Consider the following 15,298-nt stretch of genomic DNA (forward strand, 5'->3'; position numbering starts at 1 on the left):
CCATGAGCAAGAAGGGCTATTGGATGGCAATGGTCGATGTCCACGATCCCGAGATCTACAAGCAGTACATCGAGGCCAATGCCGCGGCTTTCGCGAAATACGGGGCGAAGTTCCCGGTGCGCGCCGGGCGGTATATCAGCCCGGAAGGACCGACAGGCAATCGCCACGTGCTGGTGGAATTCGAATCCTATGAAATGGCGCTGGAATGCTACGGCTCGCCTGAATACCAGGAGGCCTTGAAGTACAGGCTCGCCGGCTCGACCGGCCACTTTGTCATCGTCGAAGGCGCCTGAAGGTGATCCTGTTTCCGGCCATAGACCTTAAGGATGGCAAATGTGTGCGCCTCAGGCATGGCGACATGGCAACTGCGACGATCTATAACGACGATCCCGCCGCTCAGGCGCGCGCCTTCGAAGAGCAGGGCTTCGAATGGCTGCACGTCGTCGACCTCAACGGCGCCTTCAAGGGCCAGAGCGTCAACAGCGCCGCGGTCGGCGCCATCCTCAAGGCGACGAGCAGTCCGGTGCAGCTCGGCGGCGGCATCCGCACCCTGGCGCAGATCGAGGACTGGCTCGACCGTGGGCTGGCCCGCGTCATTCTTGGCACCGTGGCGGTGCGCGATCCGGATCTGGTCAGGCAGGCCTGCAAGGCATTCCCGGGCAAGATCGCCGTCGGCATCGATGCCAAGGGCGGTAAGGTCGCGGTCGAAGGCTGGGCCGAGGCCTCGAGTCTCGGCGTCATCGAACTGGCGAGGAAATTCGAAGGCGCCGGCGTCGCCGCCATCATCTACACCGACATCGATCGCGACGGGGTGCTGAGCGGCATCAACTGGGACGCCACCATCGATCTTGCGGAGGCGGTTTCGATCCCGGTCATCGCCTCGGGCGGGCTCGCCTCGATCGCCGACATCATGCGCATGACCATGCCCGATGCGCAGAAGCTCGAAGGCGCGATCTCCGGTCGCGCGCTCTACGACGGCCGCATCGATCCGGCCGAGGCACTGGCGATCCTGCGTGGCAAACCGATGGCAGGGGTGTGAAACGTGAAGGTCTCGATTATCCTCGCTCCCTATGACAGCGGGCACTATCACGAAGGGTGCGGCCAGGGTCCGGACGCCATTGTCGGCGGTGGGCTCGTCGAAGCCCTGACCGTGGCTGGCCATGAAGTCGCCGTCGAAGATATCGGCAAGGTGGGAGACGAGCAGGGGCGCGAAATCGCAACCGGCTTCGCCGTCTGCAACGCTGTCGCGACCAAGGTTGGCCTCGCCCGCGATGGAGGACGCTTCCCCATTATCCTTGCTGGAAATTGCCTGACCGCCGCCGGTGCGGTTGCCGGTGAAGCTGCGGATTCGATCATCTGGATCGACCAGCATGGCGATCTCAACACGCCGGAGACGTCGGCCTACGGCTTTCTCGACGGCATGGCGCTGGCGGCGACTCTCGGGCTCTGCTGGCGTCCGATGGCGGCAGCGATTCCGGGGTTCCGGCCGATAAACCCGGCGCGCTGCATGCTGGTCGATGCCCGCGACGTCGATCCCGACGAAAAGCGCCTGCTGGAAACCTTGCCGATCGTGCGCACCGAATGTGCCGGTGCACTCGATATGATCGGAAAGCTCACGGCGACAGTGACTGTGCGGGCGCATCTGCATCTCGACCTGGACGTCGTCGATCCGAATGTGCTGCAGGTGAACCGCTACACGCATCCGGGCGGTCCGAGCCCGGAACAGTTACGGCAGCTTGCCTGCGGACTGGCCAGGTCTATCCCGATCGCGGGCGTTACGCTCTCGGCATACGACCCGGCCTTTGATTCCCAGTCCGAGGTTCCGCCCGTCGTCGGCCAGCTGCTCGTCGACTTTCTTGCGGCGATCGAGAGGATCTGATGCTGAAAGCCCGCGTCATCCCCTGTCTGGATGTCAAGAACGGCCGTGTCGTCAAGGGCGTCAATTTCGTCGACCTGGTCGATGCCGGCGATCCCGTCGAAGCGGCAAAAGCCTATGACGCGGCCGGCGCCGACGAGCTCTGCTTTCTCGACATCACCGCCTCGTCGGAAAACCGCCAGACCATTTTCGATGTAGTAGCCCGCACCGCCGAACAATGTTTCATGCCGCTGACCGTTGGCGGTGGCGTCCGTCAGGTCGCCGACATCAGGAAGCTGCTATTGGCCGGCGCCGACAAGGTGTCGATCAACACGGCGGCGGTGAAGACCCCAAATTTTGTCGCCGAAGCAGCGGACAAATTCGGCAACCAGTGCATCGTCGTCGCCATCGATGCCAAGAAAGTGTCCGCTGCGAGCGAGGCCGACCGCTGGGAAATATTTACCCATGGCGGCCGCGAGAAGACCGGCATCGACGCTGTCGAGTTCGTTCGGCGAGTGGTCGATCTCGGCGCCGGCGAGATCCTGCTGACATCGATGGACCGCGACGGCACCAAGGCCGGCTACGACATAGCCCTTACCCGCGCGGTCGCCGACGCCGTACGCGTGCCGGTCATCGCTTCCGGCGGCGTCGGCACGCTCGACCACCTTGTCGAAGGCATTCGCGACGGCCATGCCGGCGCGGTGCTGGCGGCGTCGATCTTCCATTTCGGCACCTACAGCATCGCCGAGGCCAAGCTGCACATGGCTCAGGCCGGACTGCCGATGCGGCTGGACTCGCCGGGTAATCGGTCCTAGAGCCTTTTCCGGCTAAGAAGAGGCTGTAAACGCCGTCATGACCGAGTTCTCGCTCTCCGATCTGGAGAAGATTATTGGCGAACGCGCGCGTTCCGGCGATCCGGATTCGTGGACGGCCAAGCTCTTTCAGCGCGGCATGAGCAAGGCAGCGCAGAAACTCGGCGAAGAGGCGGTCGAAACGGTGATCGCAGCCGTCAGCGCCGACCGGGACGCGCTTGTTTCGGAAAGCGCCGATCTCATCTATCATTGGCTTGTCGTTCTCGGCATAGCGGACATTCCGCTGAGCGATGTGCTCAACGAGCTTGAACGCCGCACCGGTCGTTCGGGCATCGCCGAAAAGGCGTCTCGGCTGGACCGGGGCTGATCGCTGCGGAGGAACTCGATGGACCAGCTCGCTCCTACCGAGAAGTATTCACCCTATCGTTTCTTCTCGGCCGAGCAATGGTCGCGGTTCCGCGCCGATACGCCGATGACGCTCACCGAGGACGAAATCCGTCGTCTGCGGTCGCTGAACGATCCGGTCGATCTCCACGAAGTCGAGCGCATCTATCTTTCGATGTCGCGGCTGTTGTCGGCTCACGTCGAAGCCAGTCAACTCCTGTTCAGGCAGCGCCAGGCCTTCTTCAACGCGCTGGACGCGGCCAAGACACCGTTCATCATCGGCATTGCCGGTTCCGTCGCGGTCGGCAAATCGACCACGGCGCGCGTGCTAAAGGAGCTGCTGGCGCGCTGGCCGTCGAGTCCCAAGGTTGACCTGGTCACCACCGACGGCTTCCTGCTGCCGAACGAAGTCCTGCGCCGCAACAATCTGATGGAGCGCAAGGGCTTTCCCGACAGCTACGACGTCGGCGCGCTGCTGCGTTTCCTGTCCGGCATCAAATCGGCGCAGCGCAACGTCCGCGCGCCGGTCTATTCGCACCTGACCTATGACGTCATTCCGGGCGCGTTCCAGACCATCGACCGGCCCGACATCCTGATCTTCGAAGGCATTAACGTCCTGCAGCCGGGCAAGCTGCCGAAGGACGGCAAGATCGTGCCTTTCCTGTCGGATTTCTTCGACTTTGCCATCTACATCGATGCCGAGGAGGCGCTGATCCATCACTGGTATATCGCCCGCTTCATGCGGTTGCGCGAAACCGCCTTCCGCGACCCGGCCTCCTTCTTTCACCGCTATTCGCAACTTTCCGAGGATGCGGCCCGCGCCATCGCCGAGGGCCTGTGGACCAACATCAACCTGAAGAATCTGCGCGAGAATATATTGCCCACCCGCGCCCGAGCCGATCTCATCCTGCGCAAGGGCGCCAACCATCTGGTCGAGGAAGTGGCGCTCAGGAAACTGTAACGGCGCGGTTAACGGCGCCTTAGGCTATCCCGGCTAGTGTTCGATGGGCAATTCCAGCGGATCTGTCGGGAGCAGTCTGTGATCAACGCGAGCAGTACCGGAGTTCGTGCGAGGCAGCCCCGCTATTCCCTGGTCATTCCGATCTTCAACGAGGAGGCGGTTCTTCCACTCCTTATCCGGCGAATAGTCGCCCTGCTCGACGCGCTGGACGCACCGGCAGAGGCTATTTTCGTCGACGACGGCAGTACCGACACGAGTGTGATCTACCTGCGTGGGATGGTTGCCGAGGAGCCACGCTTCCGGCTGATCGAACTGTCGCGCAATTTCGGGCACCAGATTGCAATTACGGCCGGCATGGATGCGGCTGCCGGGGAAGCCGTGGTGGTCATGGATGCCGACCTCCAGGATCCCCCTGAAGTCGTTCTCCAACTGGTGGAAAAGTGGAAGGAGGGCTATGAAATCGTCTACGCGAGGCGTATGCGGCGCGAAGGCGAAACCTGGTTCAAACGGCTGACAGCCAGCATCTTCTACCGGCTGATGGAGAAGATGACTTCGGTCGACATTCCCCGCGACGTTGGCGATTTCCGACTAATCGGCCGCAAGGCTCTCGATACGTTCAAGCAGATGCCGGAGCGCAACCGTTTCGTGCGCGGCATGTTCGGTTGGATGGGATTCAAGCAGACGGCGGTTTCATTCGAGCGACCGGCGCGCGCCGCAGGTGAAACAAAGTATCCTTTCTGGAAGATGCTCCGCCTGGCTGTCCACGGGGTCATCGGCTTTTCGGAAAAACCATTGCGTATGGCGCTCTGGGCCGGGCTCGCTATCTCGGGGGTAGCCGCGTTGCTCGGGCTCTTTGCCGTGGCTTCCTGGGCATTCAGTTTCGGTGTTGTCCAAGGCTGGACGTCGACAGTTGTGATTGTTTCCTTCTTGTCCGGGATCAACCTGTTCATGACCGGTATCGTCGGCCTCTATGTCGGCGGGATCCACTCCGAGATCAAGCGCCGGCCGCTCTATGTCGTTGATCGCCTTACTGGCTTCGAGGACGCGCTCCGGGCGGAAGTCGACAATCGAAACACCGAGGCGACGTTGTCGGCGTCACGCGACAGAAGGTTTGGTTGATGGCCGAACTCTTCGATCAATATCGCACCACCTATAACAGGACTGTCGACGACTCGATCAGCTTCTCCGGGCTGAAGCATGACTTCTTCCTGCACGCCAAGTTGGCCCCTCTCGCCGACCTGATCGCGACACGCGGTATCGCGAGGCGCGACGGCAGCGTTCGGGCGCTTGATGTCGGCTGCGGGATCGGCGCGCTGCATCCTTACGTGAAGCCGCTTTTTCCAGACCTTCACGGCTGCGACATTTCGAAGGAATCCATCGCCCGGGCGCGTGAGGAAAACCCCTGGGTCACCTATGCCGACTACACGGCTCCCGTGCTGCCTTACGCGGATGGCACATTCGACCTCGCATTCGCCGTTTGCGTCGTCCATCATGTGCCGCCCGAACATTGGCCGAGCTTCGTTTCCGAGATGCGACGCGTCGTCCGACCCGGCGGCGTTGTCTCGGTGATCGAGCACAACCCGTTCAATCCATTGACACGCCTGGCCGTCTTCCGCTGCCCCTTCGATGAAGATGCTGTCCTGATCAGTCGCCGCCAAGCCGGGCATCTCATGGAGACAGCCGGCCTCACACAGGTCGAAGGCAGACATTTTCTGATGTTTCCTTTCGCAAATTCGGTCGCGCGCAGGGTCGAGGGCTGGCTCTCAAATCTGCCGCTCGGTGCGCAATATGTGTGCAGCGGCCGTGTTTAGCGCCGGTTCGGGCTTCAGACTTGCAAAGCGGCCGGCGCGTTTCCTGATTATCGGCCTTGGCGCCACTCTGCTCTACGCACTGCTTGCCGCGGTATTTTCGATGGGGGACGCGGTGTCGATGCGGCCGGCTTCGGCCTCGGTGCTCGCTTATGCCATCGCCGCCGTCTTCTCCTATGCCGGACACAAGTATTTTACCTTCGTGTCCAGCGGGGCGCATCGTTTCGAGGCGCCTCGCTTTTTCGTGCTGACATTGCTTGGTCTGGCGGTGTCATTTCTTCTGCCCGCCGTGTTGTCCGGGATTCTGGGCCTGCAGGCGCAGATTCCGATTGTGCTGACATGCCTCGTAATCCCGCTCGTCAACTATGTGATGCTTCGCCACTGGGTATTCGCCAGTGCTGGGCTCGGTTTGCGGAACGGCTCGAGATGATGCGATTCCCGGACCGCCCGAGATCGGCTGTTGGCGCTCCAGGCCTGGCGTGCGCGCAACGATGCAACGCACCGCCAGGCTCCGGGCTTGCAACCCTGGCCGGGCAGTGCCCTGCTGCTGGCCAAAGGCTACAATGGCGGTCGTGGTACTGGCACCCCCGGGGCACCCGAACAGCCTATTTCGGCATAGTCACCCGCCGCAGCGTCAGATTGATGCGGCCGCCATTCTTGAGCAGTGCCGAGGTCGAAGGGTAGATGCGGTCGACGCCGTGAAAGCAGAGCCGGCCTTCGCCGCCGAGCACCACGACATCGCCGCTCTTCAGCCTGAACGATTTGGTGGCGCCGTCGCGCGTGGTCTGGCCGACCCGGAACAGGCAATCATCGCCGAGCGAGACCGAGACGACAGGCGCGGAGAAATCGCTCTCGTCGCGGTCCTGGTGAAGACCCATCTTGGCATCCTGCGAATAGAAATTGACCAGGCAGGCCTCCGGCGGGTGCGCATAGGCAGATACGTCCCGCCACAGATCGAGCAGCATCTCCGGGATCGGCGGCCAGGGCATTCCGGTCACCGGGTGGGTCGGCTGGTAGCGATAGCCGTGCTCCTTGTCGGTGACCCAGCCCAGCGGGCCGCAATTGGTCATGCGCACGCTCATCTCCTTGCCAGTGCGCGGCATTGCCGGCACGAACAGCGGGGCTTCCTCCACGACTTTCCTGATATCTTCCACCAGTACTTCCTGCATGGCGCGCGACAGGTAGCCGGGCATATGGCGGACGCCTTTGGGCAGTATGAGCATCGCGTCGCTTGATCCGTTGGTCTGGAAATCAGAATGCCACCGTCAAACGAAAACGGCGACCCGAAAGCCGCCTCCGACGGTGGCTGCGCGCTTTAACCGGCGATCTGAGATCCGAAGCCGCTTCGGCTGTCAGTCATCCCCGACCCGGCCGCGCAGTTTCTTGATCGAACCGCGCCCGGCCTTGCTCTTGAGCCGTCTTTCCACCGCGCCTTTGGATGGCCTAGTCTTCTTGCGCGGCGGCGACGGTGGTTCGGCGGCCTTGGCGACCAGTGCCGTCAGCCGCGCCCGGGCGTCCGCCCGGTTCTGCTCCTGGGTGCGGAAGCGTCCGGCTTCGATGACGATGACGCCGTCCTTGGTGGCGCGCTGGCCGGCAAGCTTGATGGTTCGTTCGCGCACCCGCTCCGACAGGCCAGACGCGTTGGCGGCATTGAAGCGCAATTGCACCGCCGTCGCCACCTTGTTGACGTTCTGGCCGCCCGGGCCGGACGAACGGATGAAGTCCTCGTGCAGGTCGCCCGGATTAATCACCGCATCGTCGGTGATGATGATCTTGTCGTCGGCGTTCATGCCGCAGTGATGGCGCGGCAGGCGGAAAAAGAAAAGGCCCGATCGAAGCCGGGCCTTGAAGCATCACCAGGGGCGACGGCTATTCAGCCGCTACCTGCATGCGTGGTGCGGCGCCGAGCACGGTGGCGTCGACATGGGCTTCGAACTTTTCGAAATTGTCGACGAACATGCCGACCAGCCTTGCCGCCTGCCGGTCGTAGGCGGGCTTGTCGACCCAGGTCGATCTCGGGTCGAGAATGGCGCGGTCGACGCCGGCAACCGTCACCGGTACGTCAAAACCGAAATTGGCGTCGGTGCGGAAGTCGGCCGCTTTCAGCGAGCCGTCGAGCGCCGCGGCAAGCAGCGCCCGCGTTGCCTTAATCGGCATCCGCTTGCCGGTGCCGTAGGCGCCGCCGGTCCAGCCGGTGTTGACCAGCCAGCAATCGACACCGTGGCGGGCGATGAGCTCGCGCAGCAGATTGCCGTATTCCGACGGATGCCGCGGCATGAACGGTGCGCCGAAGCATGTCGAAAATGTCGCTTCGGGTTCGGTAATGCCCTTCTCGGTCCCCGCCACCTTGGCGGTATAGCCGGAGAGGAAATGATACATCGCCTGCGCCGGGGTCAGCCGCGCGATCGGCGGCATAACGCCGAATGCGTCGGCGGTCAGCATAATGATGTTCTTCGGGTGGCTGGCGCGCCCCGTCTTGCTGGCGTTGGGGATGAAATGGAGCGGGTAGGCGCAGCGCGTGTTTTCGGTCAGCCCGCCGTCGTCGAAATCCGGCACGCGACCGGCGTCGAGCGCCACATTCTCCAGCACCGTGCCGAAGCGCTGGGTGGTGGCGAAGATCTCCGGCTCGGCTTCGGCCGAAAGCTTGATCGTCTTGGCATAGCAGCCGCCTTCGAAATTGAAGATGCCGTGCGGTCCCCAGCCATGCTCGTCGTCGCCGACCAGCGTTCGCGACGGGTCGGCCGACAGCGTCGTCTTGCCGGTCCCGGAAAGGCCGAAGAAAACGGCCGCGTCGCCGGCGGGCCCTTCATTGGCCGAGCAATGCATCGGCATCACGCCTTTTGCCGGCAGCAGATAGTTGAGCACGGTGAACACCGACTTCTTCATCTCGCCGGCATAGGAGGTACCGCCAATCAACACGATCATGCGCGAAAGATCGACCGCGATCACCGTTTCGCCGCGCGTGCCGTGGCGGGCGGGATCGGCGCGGAACGACGGCAGGTCGATTATCGTCAAATCGGGCACGAAATGCTCGAGTTCGGCGGCGGCAGGCCGGATGAGCAGATTGCGGATGAACAAGGAGTGCCAGGCAAGCTCCGTGATCACCCTGGTCGGCAGCTTCAGTTCCTCGTCGGCACCGCCGACCAGGTCCTGCACATAAAGGTCCTTTCCAGCCGCATGGGCGCGAAAATCGGCAAGCAGCGTATCGAACTGGATCGGCGAAATCGCCTTGTTGTTGTCCCACCATACATGCGGCGCGGTGCTTTCGTCGCGCACCACGAATTTGTCCCTGGGCGAGCGGCCGGTGTGCTGCCCGGTCTCGGCGGCAAGCGCGCCATGCGCGGTGAGTCGGGCCTCGCCACGGCGGATGGCCTCCTCGTAGAGCGCGGCCGCGCCGAAATTATAGCGCACCACGCCAGTGGTTCTCAGGCCGATCCGATCGATTGCACATGCAGGATTGCGTTTGCCGGCTTCCGACATGGGTGTCCCTTCTTCGATTTACCGCGTCTTTACCGGCGAATTCCGGAAACCCCATTGCAGGAGCTAATAACGTCAAAACCAGAAAAGGCGAATGATATCAAATCATTAATCGATTTAAATATTTTGAAAGTTGTTTAAATCGTTTATATGTGCAAAAACACTGATGGTTGCCCAAGGATTGGCGATGTTCATTCGTCCAATCCCTATCGAGGTACAATTGTGGCCGCCGGCGTGCCGCGCGTGACAGCGGATAAAGCCTATGCCACATTTTGTACCTAATTTGTCCTGCAAAAGCCCCTTCTCGACGAAAGAAGGGACAGCTCATGAGGGAGCCGCTTGAAATGGCAACAATCGCGCTTGTCGACGACGATCGCAACATTCTGACTTCGGTTTCGATCGCCCTCGAATCCGAGGGTTATCGGGTCGAAACCTACACGGATGGGGCATCGGCGCTGGAGGGACTGGCGGCGCGCCCGCCGAACCTCGCCATCCTCGACATCAAGATGCCGCGCATGGATGGCATGGAGTTGCTGCGCCGGATGCGTCAGAAATCCGACCTGCCGGTGATCTTCCTGACCTCCAAGGACGATGAGATCGATGAACTGTTCGGCCTCAAGATGGGTGCCGACGACTTCATCCGCAAACCCTTCTCGCAGCGTCTTCTGGTCGAACGCGTCCGCGCCGTGCTGCGCCGCGCCAGCACCCGCGAGGCGGCGGCCAAGGCGCCCAACCAGCAGGCCCGGTCGCTTGAGCGCGGCCAGCTTGTCATGGACCAGGAGCGCCACACCTGCACCTGGAAGGGCGAGCCGGTGACGCTGACCGTCACCGAGTTCCTCATCCTGCATTCCCTGGCACAGCGCCCGGGCGTCGTAAAAAGCCGTGATGCGCTGATGGATTCCGCTTATGATGAGCAGGTCTATGTCGATGACCGCACCATTGACAGTCACATCAAGCGGCTGCGCAAGAAGTTCAAGGCCGTCGATGATGACTTCGAAATGATCGAAACCCTTTACGGAGTCGGGTATCGGTTCCGCGAAGCATGAATAGGCAGTAGGCAGTAGGGAATAGTCGGTAGTCAGTTTTGAATGATGCGAGCGGCCACTCATGCATCGCCGCGATCTCAGCAACCATTTCTCTATTCCTGCTGCCTACTCACTACTCACTAATTACCGAGCGGGAGCTGCTATTCGATGGCAGTGGAAGTAGAGCGAGTGAGACGGTCGGGCGCCGCCAGGCGCCCGCCGCGGATTCTGCCCGCCTTCGTGTCGAAAATTACGGTGCCGATGCGCCGGTTTCTCGGCCATCACATCTTTTCCAGCCTGACGCGGCGTATCCTCTTTCTCAATCTTGCCGGCCTTGCCGTCCTGGTCACCGGCATTCTCTATCTCAATACCTTTCGCGACGGGCTGATCGACGCCCGTGTCGAGAGCCTGATGACTCAAGGCGAGATCATCGCCGGCGCGATCGCCGCGTCGGCGACGGTCGAAACCGATTCGATCAGCATCGATCCGGAAAAGCTGCTTGAGTTGCAGGCCGGCGAAAGCCTCGGCCCCGGCTCCGACCAGCTCGACAATCTCGATTTCCCGATCAATCCGGAGCGCGTGGCGCCGGTGCTCAGGCGGCTGATCTCGCCGACGCGCACGCGCGCCCGCATTTATGACCGCGACGCCAACCTGCTGCTCGATTCCCGCCATCTCTATTCGCGCGGCCAGATCCTTCGCTACGACCTGCCGCCGGTCGAAGAGGAGCAGCCGGACCTTCTGGAGCGCATCCAGAAATTCGTCTTCGATTTCTTCCGCAACAAGCAGCTGCCCGTCTATCGCGAGCAGCCGGGCGGCAACGGCGCTGCGTTTCCGGAAGTGGTCAAGGCGCTTACCGGCAGTCCGTCGACGATCGTGCGGATCTCGGAGCAGGGCGAGCAGATCGTTTCAGTGGCGGTGCCGATCCAGCGCTTCCGTGCCGTTCTCGGCGTGCTGATGCTGTCGACCGAAGGCGGCGACATCGACAAGATCGTCGCGGCCGAGCGCAAGGCGATCCTGCGCGTGTTCGGCATCGCCGCCCTGGTTACCGCCATCCTGTCGATGCTGCTGGCCTCCACCATCGCCAACCCGCTTCGCCGGCTTTCCGCGGCGGCGGTCAGGGTTCGCCGCGGCGTCAAGAACCGCGAGGAAATCCCCGACTTCTCCGACCGCCAGGACGAGATCGGCAATCTCTCGATCGCCGTGCGCGACATGACCAATGCGCTCTACGCCCGTATCGAGGCGATCGAAAGTTTTGCCGCGGATGTCTCGCACGAGCTGAAGAACCCGCTTACCTCGCTGCGCAGCGCTGTGGAGACATTGCCGCTGGCCAAGAACGACAATTCGCGGAGCCGGCTGATGGATATCATCCAGCACGATGTGAGGCGGCTGGACCGCCTGATCACCGATATTTCCGATGCCTCCCGTCTTGATGCCGAGCTGGCGCGGGAAGACGCGGGAACCGTCGACCTGAAGAAGTTCATCACCGATCTGGTCGCCGTCTCGCGCGAGGCCACGCGCAACAAGAAGGCGGTCGAGATCGAGTTCAAGGTCGCCAAACTGCCGCAGGGCGTGAAAGGCTACTTCGTCGTCGGCCATGATCTGAGGATCGGCCAGGTGATCACCAACCTGATCGAGAATGCCCGCTCGTTCGTTCCCGAAGATCGTGGCCACATCACCATATCGCTGGCACGCGCCGGCAAGTTCAACATCGTCACCGTCGACGACAATGGCCCCGGCATCCGGGCCGATAACATCGATCGCATTTTCGAACGGTTCTATACCGATCGGCCGGCCGGCGAGGCGTTCGGCCAGAACTCGGGCCTTGGCCTGTCGATATCCAGGCAGATCGTTGAAGCCCATGGCGGCACGCTGAGCGCCGAGAACATCCCGGGCACCAAGCCTGGCGAGATCAAGGGCGCGCGCTTCGTGGTGACACTGCCGGCGGAAGGCTGAGGGATGAATTCCAATCACGCCTGGTCCTATTGTGCAGCCTGAACACATTCACGGCACCGCGATCCTGATAGGTGATCGCGGCATTCTCATCACCGGACCGTCCGGCTTGGGCAAGACGACGCTGGCGCTCGCCTTGATCGATCATTGCAGCCAGCGCGGGCTGTTTTCCCGGCTGATCGGCGATGACCAGCTCTTTGCCGCCGATTGCGAGGGGCGGCTGGTCTGCCGCGCACCAGCCAGCATAGCCGGCCTCGTCGAGGTGCCGGGATTCGGCCCCAAACCGATACAGTTCGAGCCAAGCTGCGTGATCGACCTCATTATCCGGCTGGTGCCAGCCGGCAAAATGGTCCGCTTCCAGGAAGACTGCAGCGAACTCGTTGTCGGCGTGACAGTGCCGCGCATCGATCTTGCCGGGCGCAATGTCCCGGCCGCCTTGCCGGCAGTGATGTCGCGTCTGTCGATTGCGCCTTTCCTGTGATCCGATTTCGATTTTTTGCTGCAATGCGTCAAATTGGCTTGGGCCGGCGCAATTTTGGGCTTGTCAACGGGCCTTGCGTCGACAAGATAGCGCTCCCGCCGCCTGGAACGGTCGGCGAGCATAAAATGCGCCTGTGAAGCGGCGATGACGGGAGCCACCAAAGAATGATCGGACTCGTGCTTGTAACGCACGGTCAACTGGCCGCCGAGTTCCGCAATGCCGTGGAACACGTCGTTGGGCCACAAGACAATTTCGAGACCGTGGCGATCGGTGCCGACGATGATATGGAACAGCGCCGCCGCGACATTATCGACGCAGTCGGCCGCGTCGATACGGGATCAGGCGTCATCGTTTTGACCGACATGTTCGGCGGCACGCCCTCCAACCTCGCCATTTCCGTGATGGAATCCGGCCGCATCGAGGTCATTGCCGGCATGAACCTGCCGATGCTGATCAAGCTGTCCAGCGTTCGCAAGGGCGACAACATGACGGCAGCGCTGGATGAAGCGCAGGCTGCCGGCCGCAAATACATCAATGTCGCCAGTCAACTCCTGAGCAGCAAATGAGCGCGCTGTTGCCGGAAAAGGACAAGATCGTTCGCGACTTTCCGATCGTCAACCAGCGCGGCCTGCATGCGCGCGCCTCGGCCAAGTTCGTTCAAATTGCCAGCGGCTTCAATGCCACGGTCCAGGTCGAGAAGGACGGCGTCAAGGTCGGCGGCACCTCGATCATGGGCCTGATGATGCTGGCGGCAAGCCCCGGTTATTCGATCCGCGTCACCGCCACCGGCCCGGAGGCCGAAGAGGTCATCGATGCGCTGGAGCAACTGGTTGCTTCCCGTTTTGGCGAGGAATGCTGACGTGCTGATCGCTTCCGAAGACATGCACGGATAAAGATTTCTTTATATCCCATTGTCGTCCAACTCTCGATCTGCTAGTCAGGCCGGCAACTCGCGCCCTCCGACACGCCTTCGGGGCGGGGCGCGTCCCGCAATCAATTCGCATCGGAGCACTGCCATGACGGGTAGCAAGGACTATGTGGTCGCAGACATCGCGCTTGCCGGCTGGGGCCGCAAGGAGATCGAGATCGCCGAAACCGAAATGCCGGGCCTGATGGCCTGCCGCGAGGAATTCGGCGACAAGAAGCCGCTCAAGGGCGCGCGCATCACCGGCTCGCTGCACATGACCATCCAGACGGCGGTGCTGATCGAAACGCTGAAAGCGCTCGGCGCCGATATCCGCTGGGCTTCCTGCAACATCTTCTCGACCCAGGACCACGCCGCCGCGGCCATTGCCGAGGCCGGAATTCCGGTGTTTGCCGTCAAGGGTGAGACGCTGGAGGATTATTGGGTCTACACCGACAAGATCTTCCAGTGGGCCGATGGCGGCACCTCCAACATGATCCTCGATGACGGTGGCGATGCCACCATGTACATCCTGATCGGCGCCCGCGCCGAGGCCGGCGAGGATGTGCTGTCCAATCCGGGCAGCGAAGAGGAAGAGATCCTGTTTGCCCAGATCAAGAAGCGCATGCAGGCATCACCCGGCTTCTTCACCAGGCAGAAGGAAGCGATCCGCGGCGTCACCGAAGAGACGACGACCGGCGTCAACCGGCTCTATCAACTGCAGAAGAAGGGCCTGCTGCCGTTCCCGGCGATCAACGTCAATGATTCCGTCACCAAGTCGAAATTCGACAACAAATATGGCTGCAAGGAATCGCTTGTGGACGGCATTCGGCGCGGCACCGACACGATGATGGCCGGCAAGGTCGCAGTCGTCTGCGGCTATGGCGACGTCGGCAAGGGCTCGTCGGCTTCGCTCAAGGGCGCCGGCGCCCGCGTCAAGGTCACCGAGGTCGATCCGATCTGCGCGCTGCAGGCGGCGATGGACGGTTTTGAGGTGGTCACGCTCGAAGACGCGGCGCCGACGGCCGACATCGTCATCACCACCACCGGCAACAAGGACGTCGTTACCCTCGATCACATGCGCCTGATGAAGGACATGGTGATCGTCGGCAACATCGGTCACTTCGACAACGAGATCCAGGTGGCCTCGCTGCGCAACCTGAAATGGACCAACATCAAGCCTCAGGTGGATATGATCACCTTCCCGGACGGCAAGCGGATGATCCTTTTGTCGGAAGGCCGCCTGCTCAACCTCGGCAACGCCACCGGCCACCCGAGCTTCGTCATGTCGGCGTCCTTCACCAACCAGGTGTTGGCCCAGATCGAGTTGTACACCAAGCCCGGCCAGTACGAGAACCGGGTCTATGTCCTGCCGAAGCATCTCGACGAAAAGGTCGCGCGCCTGCATCTCGACAAGCTCGGTGCCCGCCTGACCGAACTGTCCGGCGAACAGGCCGCTTATATCGGCGTCACTCCGCAGGGACCGTTCAAGCCGGAACACTACCGCTATTAACCACGGCGAAACTTGCCACTAGATATTGAAGCCGGGCGATTGACTTTTCGCCCGGCTTTATTTTTGCGCTGATTGATTCTTCACGCCGATTCGCGCAAGCGCTATGGTGCTGATTCGCGGTCCGGGGA

Annotated in this window: 18 protein-coding genes; 15 read left to right on the top strand and 3 right to left on the bottom strand. The window is 62.0% G+C overall.

Features of this window, described 5'->3' with window-relative positions; translation table 11 throughout:
* Nucleotides 1–2 precede the first annotated feature (2 nt).
* From NKH42_RS02175 to NKH42_RS02215, 9 genes are all read left to right on the top strand, one after another.
* A complete protein-coding gene (locus NKH42_RS02175) occupies nucleotides 3–293 on the top strand; it encodes a DUF1330 domain-containing protein (protein ID WP_254815931.1) in 291 nt (96 codons plus the stop codon).
* 2 nt (nucleotides 294–295) lie between these two features.
* Complete coding sequence (gene hisA / locus NKH42_RS02180) at nucleotides 296–1,039, top strand: 1-(5-phosphoribosyl)-5-[(5-phosphoribosylamino)methylideneamino]imidazole-4-carboxamide isomerase (protein ID WP_352686512.1); 744 nt, start codon at nucleotides 296–298, stop codon at nucleotides 1,037–1,039.
* A gap of 3 nt (nucleotides 1,040–1,042) precedes the next feature.
* Complete coding sequence (locus tag NKH42_RS02185) at nucleotides 1,043–1,879, top strand: arginase family protein (RefSeq protein ID WP_352505974.1); 837 nt, start codon at nucleotides 1,043–1,045, stop codon at nucleotides 1,877–1,879.
* Nucleotides 1,876–2,670, top strand: coding sequence for an imidazole glycerol phosphate synthase subunit HisF (gene hisF, locus NKH42_RS02190; RefSeq protein WP_352506058.1), 795 nt, complete (start codon nucleotides 1,876–1,878; stop codon nucleotides 2,668–2,670). Before NKH42_RS02185 ends, hisF begins: the two co-directional genes overlap by 4 nt.
* A gap of 37 nt (nucleotides 2,671–2,707) precedes the next feature.
* On the top strand, nucleotides 2,708–3,034 hold the full coding sequence (locus tag NKH42_RS02195) for a phosphoribosyl-ATP diphosphatase (protein ID WP_254815934.1): 327 nt from the start codon (nucleotides 2,708–2,710) through the stop codon (nucleotides 3,032–3,034).
* 18 nt (nucleotides 3,035–3,052) lie between these two features.
* On the top strand, nucleotides 3,053–4,012 hold the full coding sequence (gene coaA / locus NKH42_RS02200; protein WP_352480184.1) for a type I pantothenate kinase: 960 nt from the start codon (nucleotides 3,053–3,055) through the stop codon (nucleotides 4,010–4,012).
* A 78-nt stretch (nucleotides 4,013–4,090) separates the two neighbouring features.
* A complete protein-coding gene (locus NKH42_RS02205; RefSeq protein ID WP_502896114.1) occupies nucleotides 4,091–5,131 on the top strand; it encodes a glycosyltransferase family 2 protein in 1,041 nt (346 codons plus the stop codon).
* Nucleotides 5,131–5,823 carry a class I SAM-dependent methyltransferase gene (locus tag NKH42_RS02210; RefSeq protein ID WP_352686516.1) on the top strand — a complete coding sequence of 231 codons (693 nt, stop codon included), beginning with the start codon at nucleotides 5,131–5,133 and terminating at the stop codon, nucleotides 5,821–5,823. The genes NKH42_RS02205 and NKH42_RS02210 overlap by 1 nt, the downstream gene beginning before the upstream one ends.
* The gene (locus tag NKH42_RS02215) at nucleotides 5,801–6,250 is read left to right on the top strand and encodes a GtrA family protein (RefSeq protein ID WP_352686519.1); all 450 of its coding nucleotides are present in this window, start codon (nucleotides 5,801–5,803) and stop codon (nucleotides 6,248–6,250) included. Before NKH42_RS02210 ends, NKH42_RS02215 begins: the two co-directional genes overlap by 23 nt.
* A 175-nt stretch (nucleotides 6,251–6,425) precedes the next feature.
* On the opposite strand, the gene NKH42_RS02220 is transcribed toward NKH42_RS02215, so the two are convergent.
* The 3 genes from NKH42_RS02220 to NKH42_RS02230 form a co-directional block, all read right to left on the bottom strand.
* Nucleotides 6,426–7,043: an alpha-ketoglutarate-dependent dioxygenase AlkB family protein gene (locus NKH42_RS02220; protein WP_352505971.1), complete on the bottom strand. Its 618-nt coding sequence runs from the start codon at nucleotides 7,041–7,043 to the stop codon at nucleotides 6,426–6,428.
* A gap of 129 nt (nucleotides 7,044–7,172) precedes the next feature.
* Nucleotides 7,173–7,610 carry an alternative ribosome rescue aminoacyl-tRNA hydrolase ArfB gene (arfB, locus tag NKH42_RS02225; protein WP_352505970.1) on the bottom strand — a complete coding sequence of 146 codons (438 nt, stop codon included), beginning with the start codon at nucleotides 7,608–7,610 and terminating at the stop codon, nucleotides 7,173–7,175.
* A 79-nt stretch (nucleotides 7,611–7,689) separates the two neighbouring features.
* Nucleotides 7,690–9,300 (bottom strand): phosphoenolpyruvate carboxykinase, encoded by a 1,611-nt coding sequence (locus NKH42_RS02230; RefSeq protein WP_352505969.1) that lies wholly within the window; start codon nucleotides 9,298–9,300, stop codon nucleotides 7,690–7,692.
* Between the two features lie 341 nt (nucleotides 9,301–9,641).
* On the opposite strand from NKH42_RS02230, the gene NKH42_RS02235 reads away from it, so the two are divergent.
* The 6 genes from NKH42_RS02235 to ahcY all read left to right on the top strand — a co-directional run bounded on the left by NKH42_RS02235 (nucleotide 9,642) and on the right by ahcY (nucleotide 15,170).
* Nucleotides 9,642–10,343 (top strand): response regulator transcription factor, encoded by a 702-nt coding sequence (locus NKH42_RS02235; RefSeq protein WP_023677547.1) that lies wholly within the window; start codon nucleotides 9,642–9,644, stop codon nucleotides 10,341–10,343.
* A 147-nt stretch (nucleotides 10,344–10,490) separates the two neighbouring features.
* Nucleotides 10,491–12,275, top strand: a complete 1,785-nt coding sequence (locus NKH42_RS02240; protein ID WP_302893519.1) for a sensor histidine kinase — start codon at nucleotides 10,491–10,493, stop codon at nucleotides 12,273–12,275.
* 31 nt (nucleotides 12,276–12,306) lie between these two features.
* Nucleotides 12,307–12,753, top strand: a complete 447-nt coding sequence (locus tag NKH42_RS02245) for an HPr kinase/phosphorylase (RefSeq protein ID WP_352505967.1) — start codon at nucleotides 12,307–12,309, stop codon at nucleotides 12,751–12,753.
* Nucleotides 12,754–12,917: 164 nt separating this feature from the next.
* On the top strand, nucleotides 12,918–13,319 hold the full coding sequence (locus NKH42_RS02250) for a PTS sugar transporter subunit IIA (protein WP_254815942.1): 402 nt from the start codon (nucleotides 12,918–12,920) through the stop codon (nucleotides 13,317–13,319).
* Nucleotides 13,316–13,612: an HPr family phosphocarrier protein gene (locus NKH42_RS02255; RefSeq protein WP_023677551.1), complete on the top strand. Its 297-nt coding sequence runs from the start codon at nucleotides 13,316–13,318 to the stop codon at nucleotides 13,610–13,612. Before NKH42_RS02250 ends, NKH42_RS02255 begins: the two co-directional genes overlap by 4 nt.
* Nucleotides 13,613–13,769: 157 nt before the next feature.
* On the top strand, nucleotides 13,770–15,170 hold the full coding sequence (gene ahcY / locus NKH42_RS02260) for an adenosylhomocysteinase (RefSeq protein ID WP_352480192.1): 1,401 nt from the start codon (nucleotides 13,770–13,772) through the stop codon (nucleotides 15,168–15,170).
* The last annotated feature ends 128 nt before the right edge of the window (nucleotides 15,171–15,298 follow it).

This window comes from Mesorhizobium sp. M1142, from assembly GCF_040318565.1.
GTDB lineage: Bacteria > Pseudomonadota > Alphaproteobacteria > Rhizobiales > Rhizobiaceae > Mesorhizobium.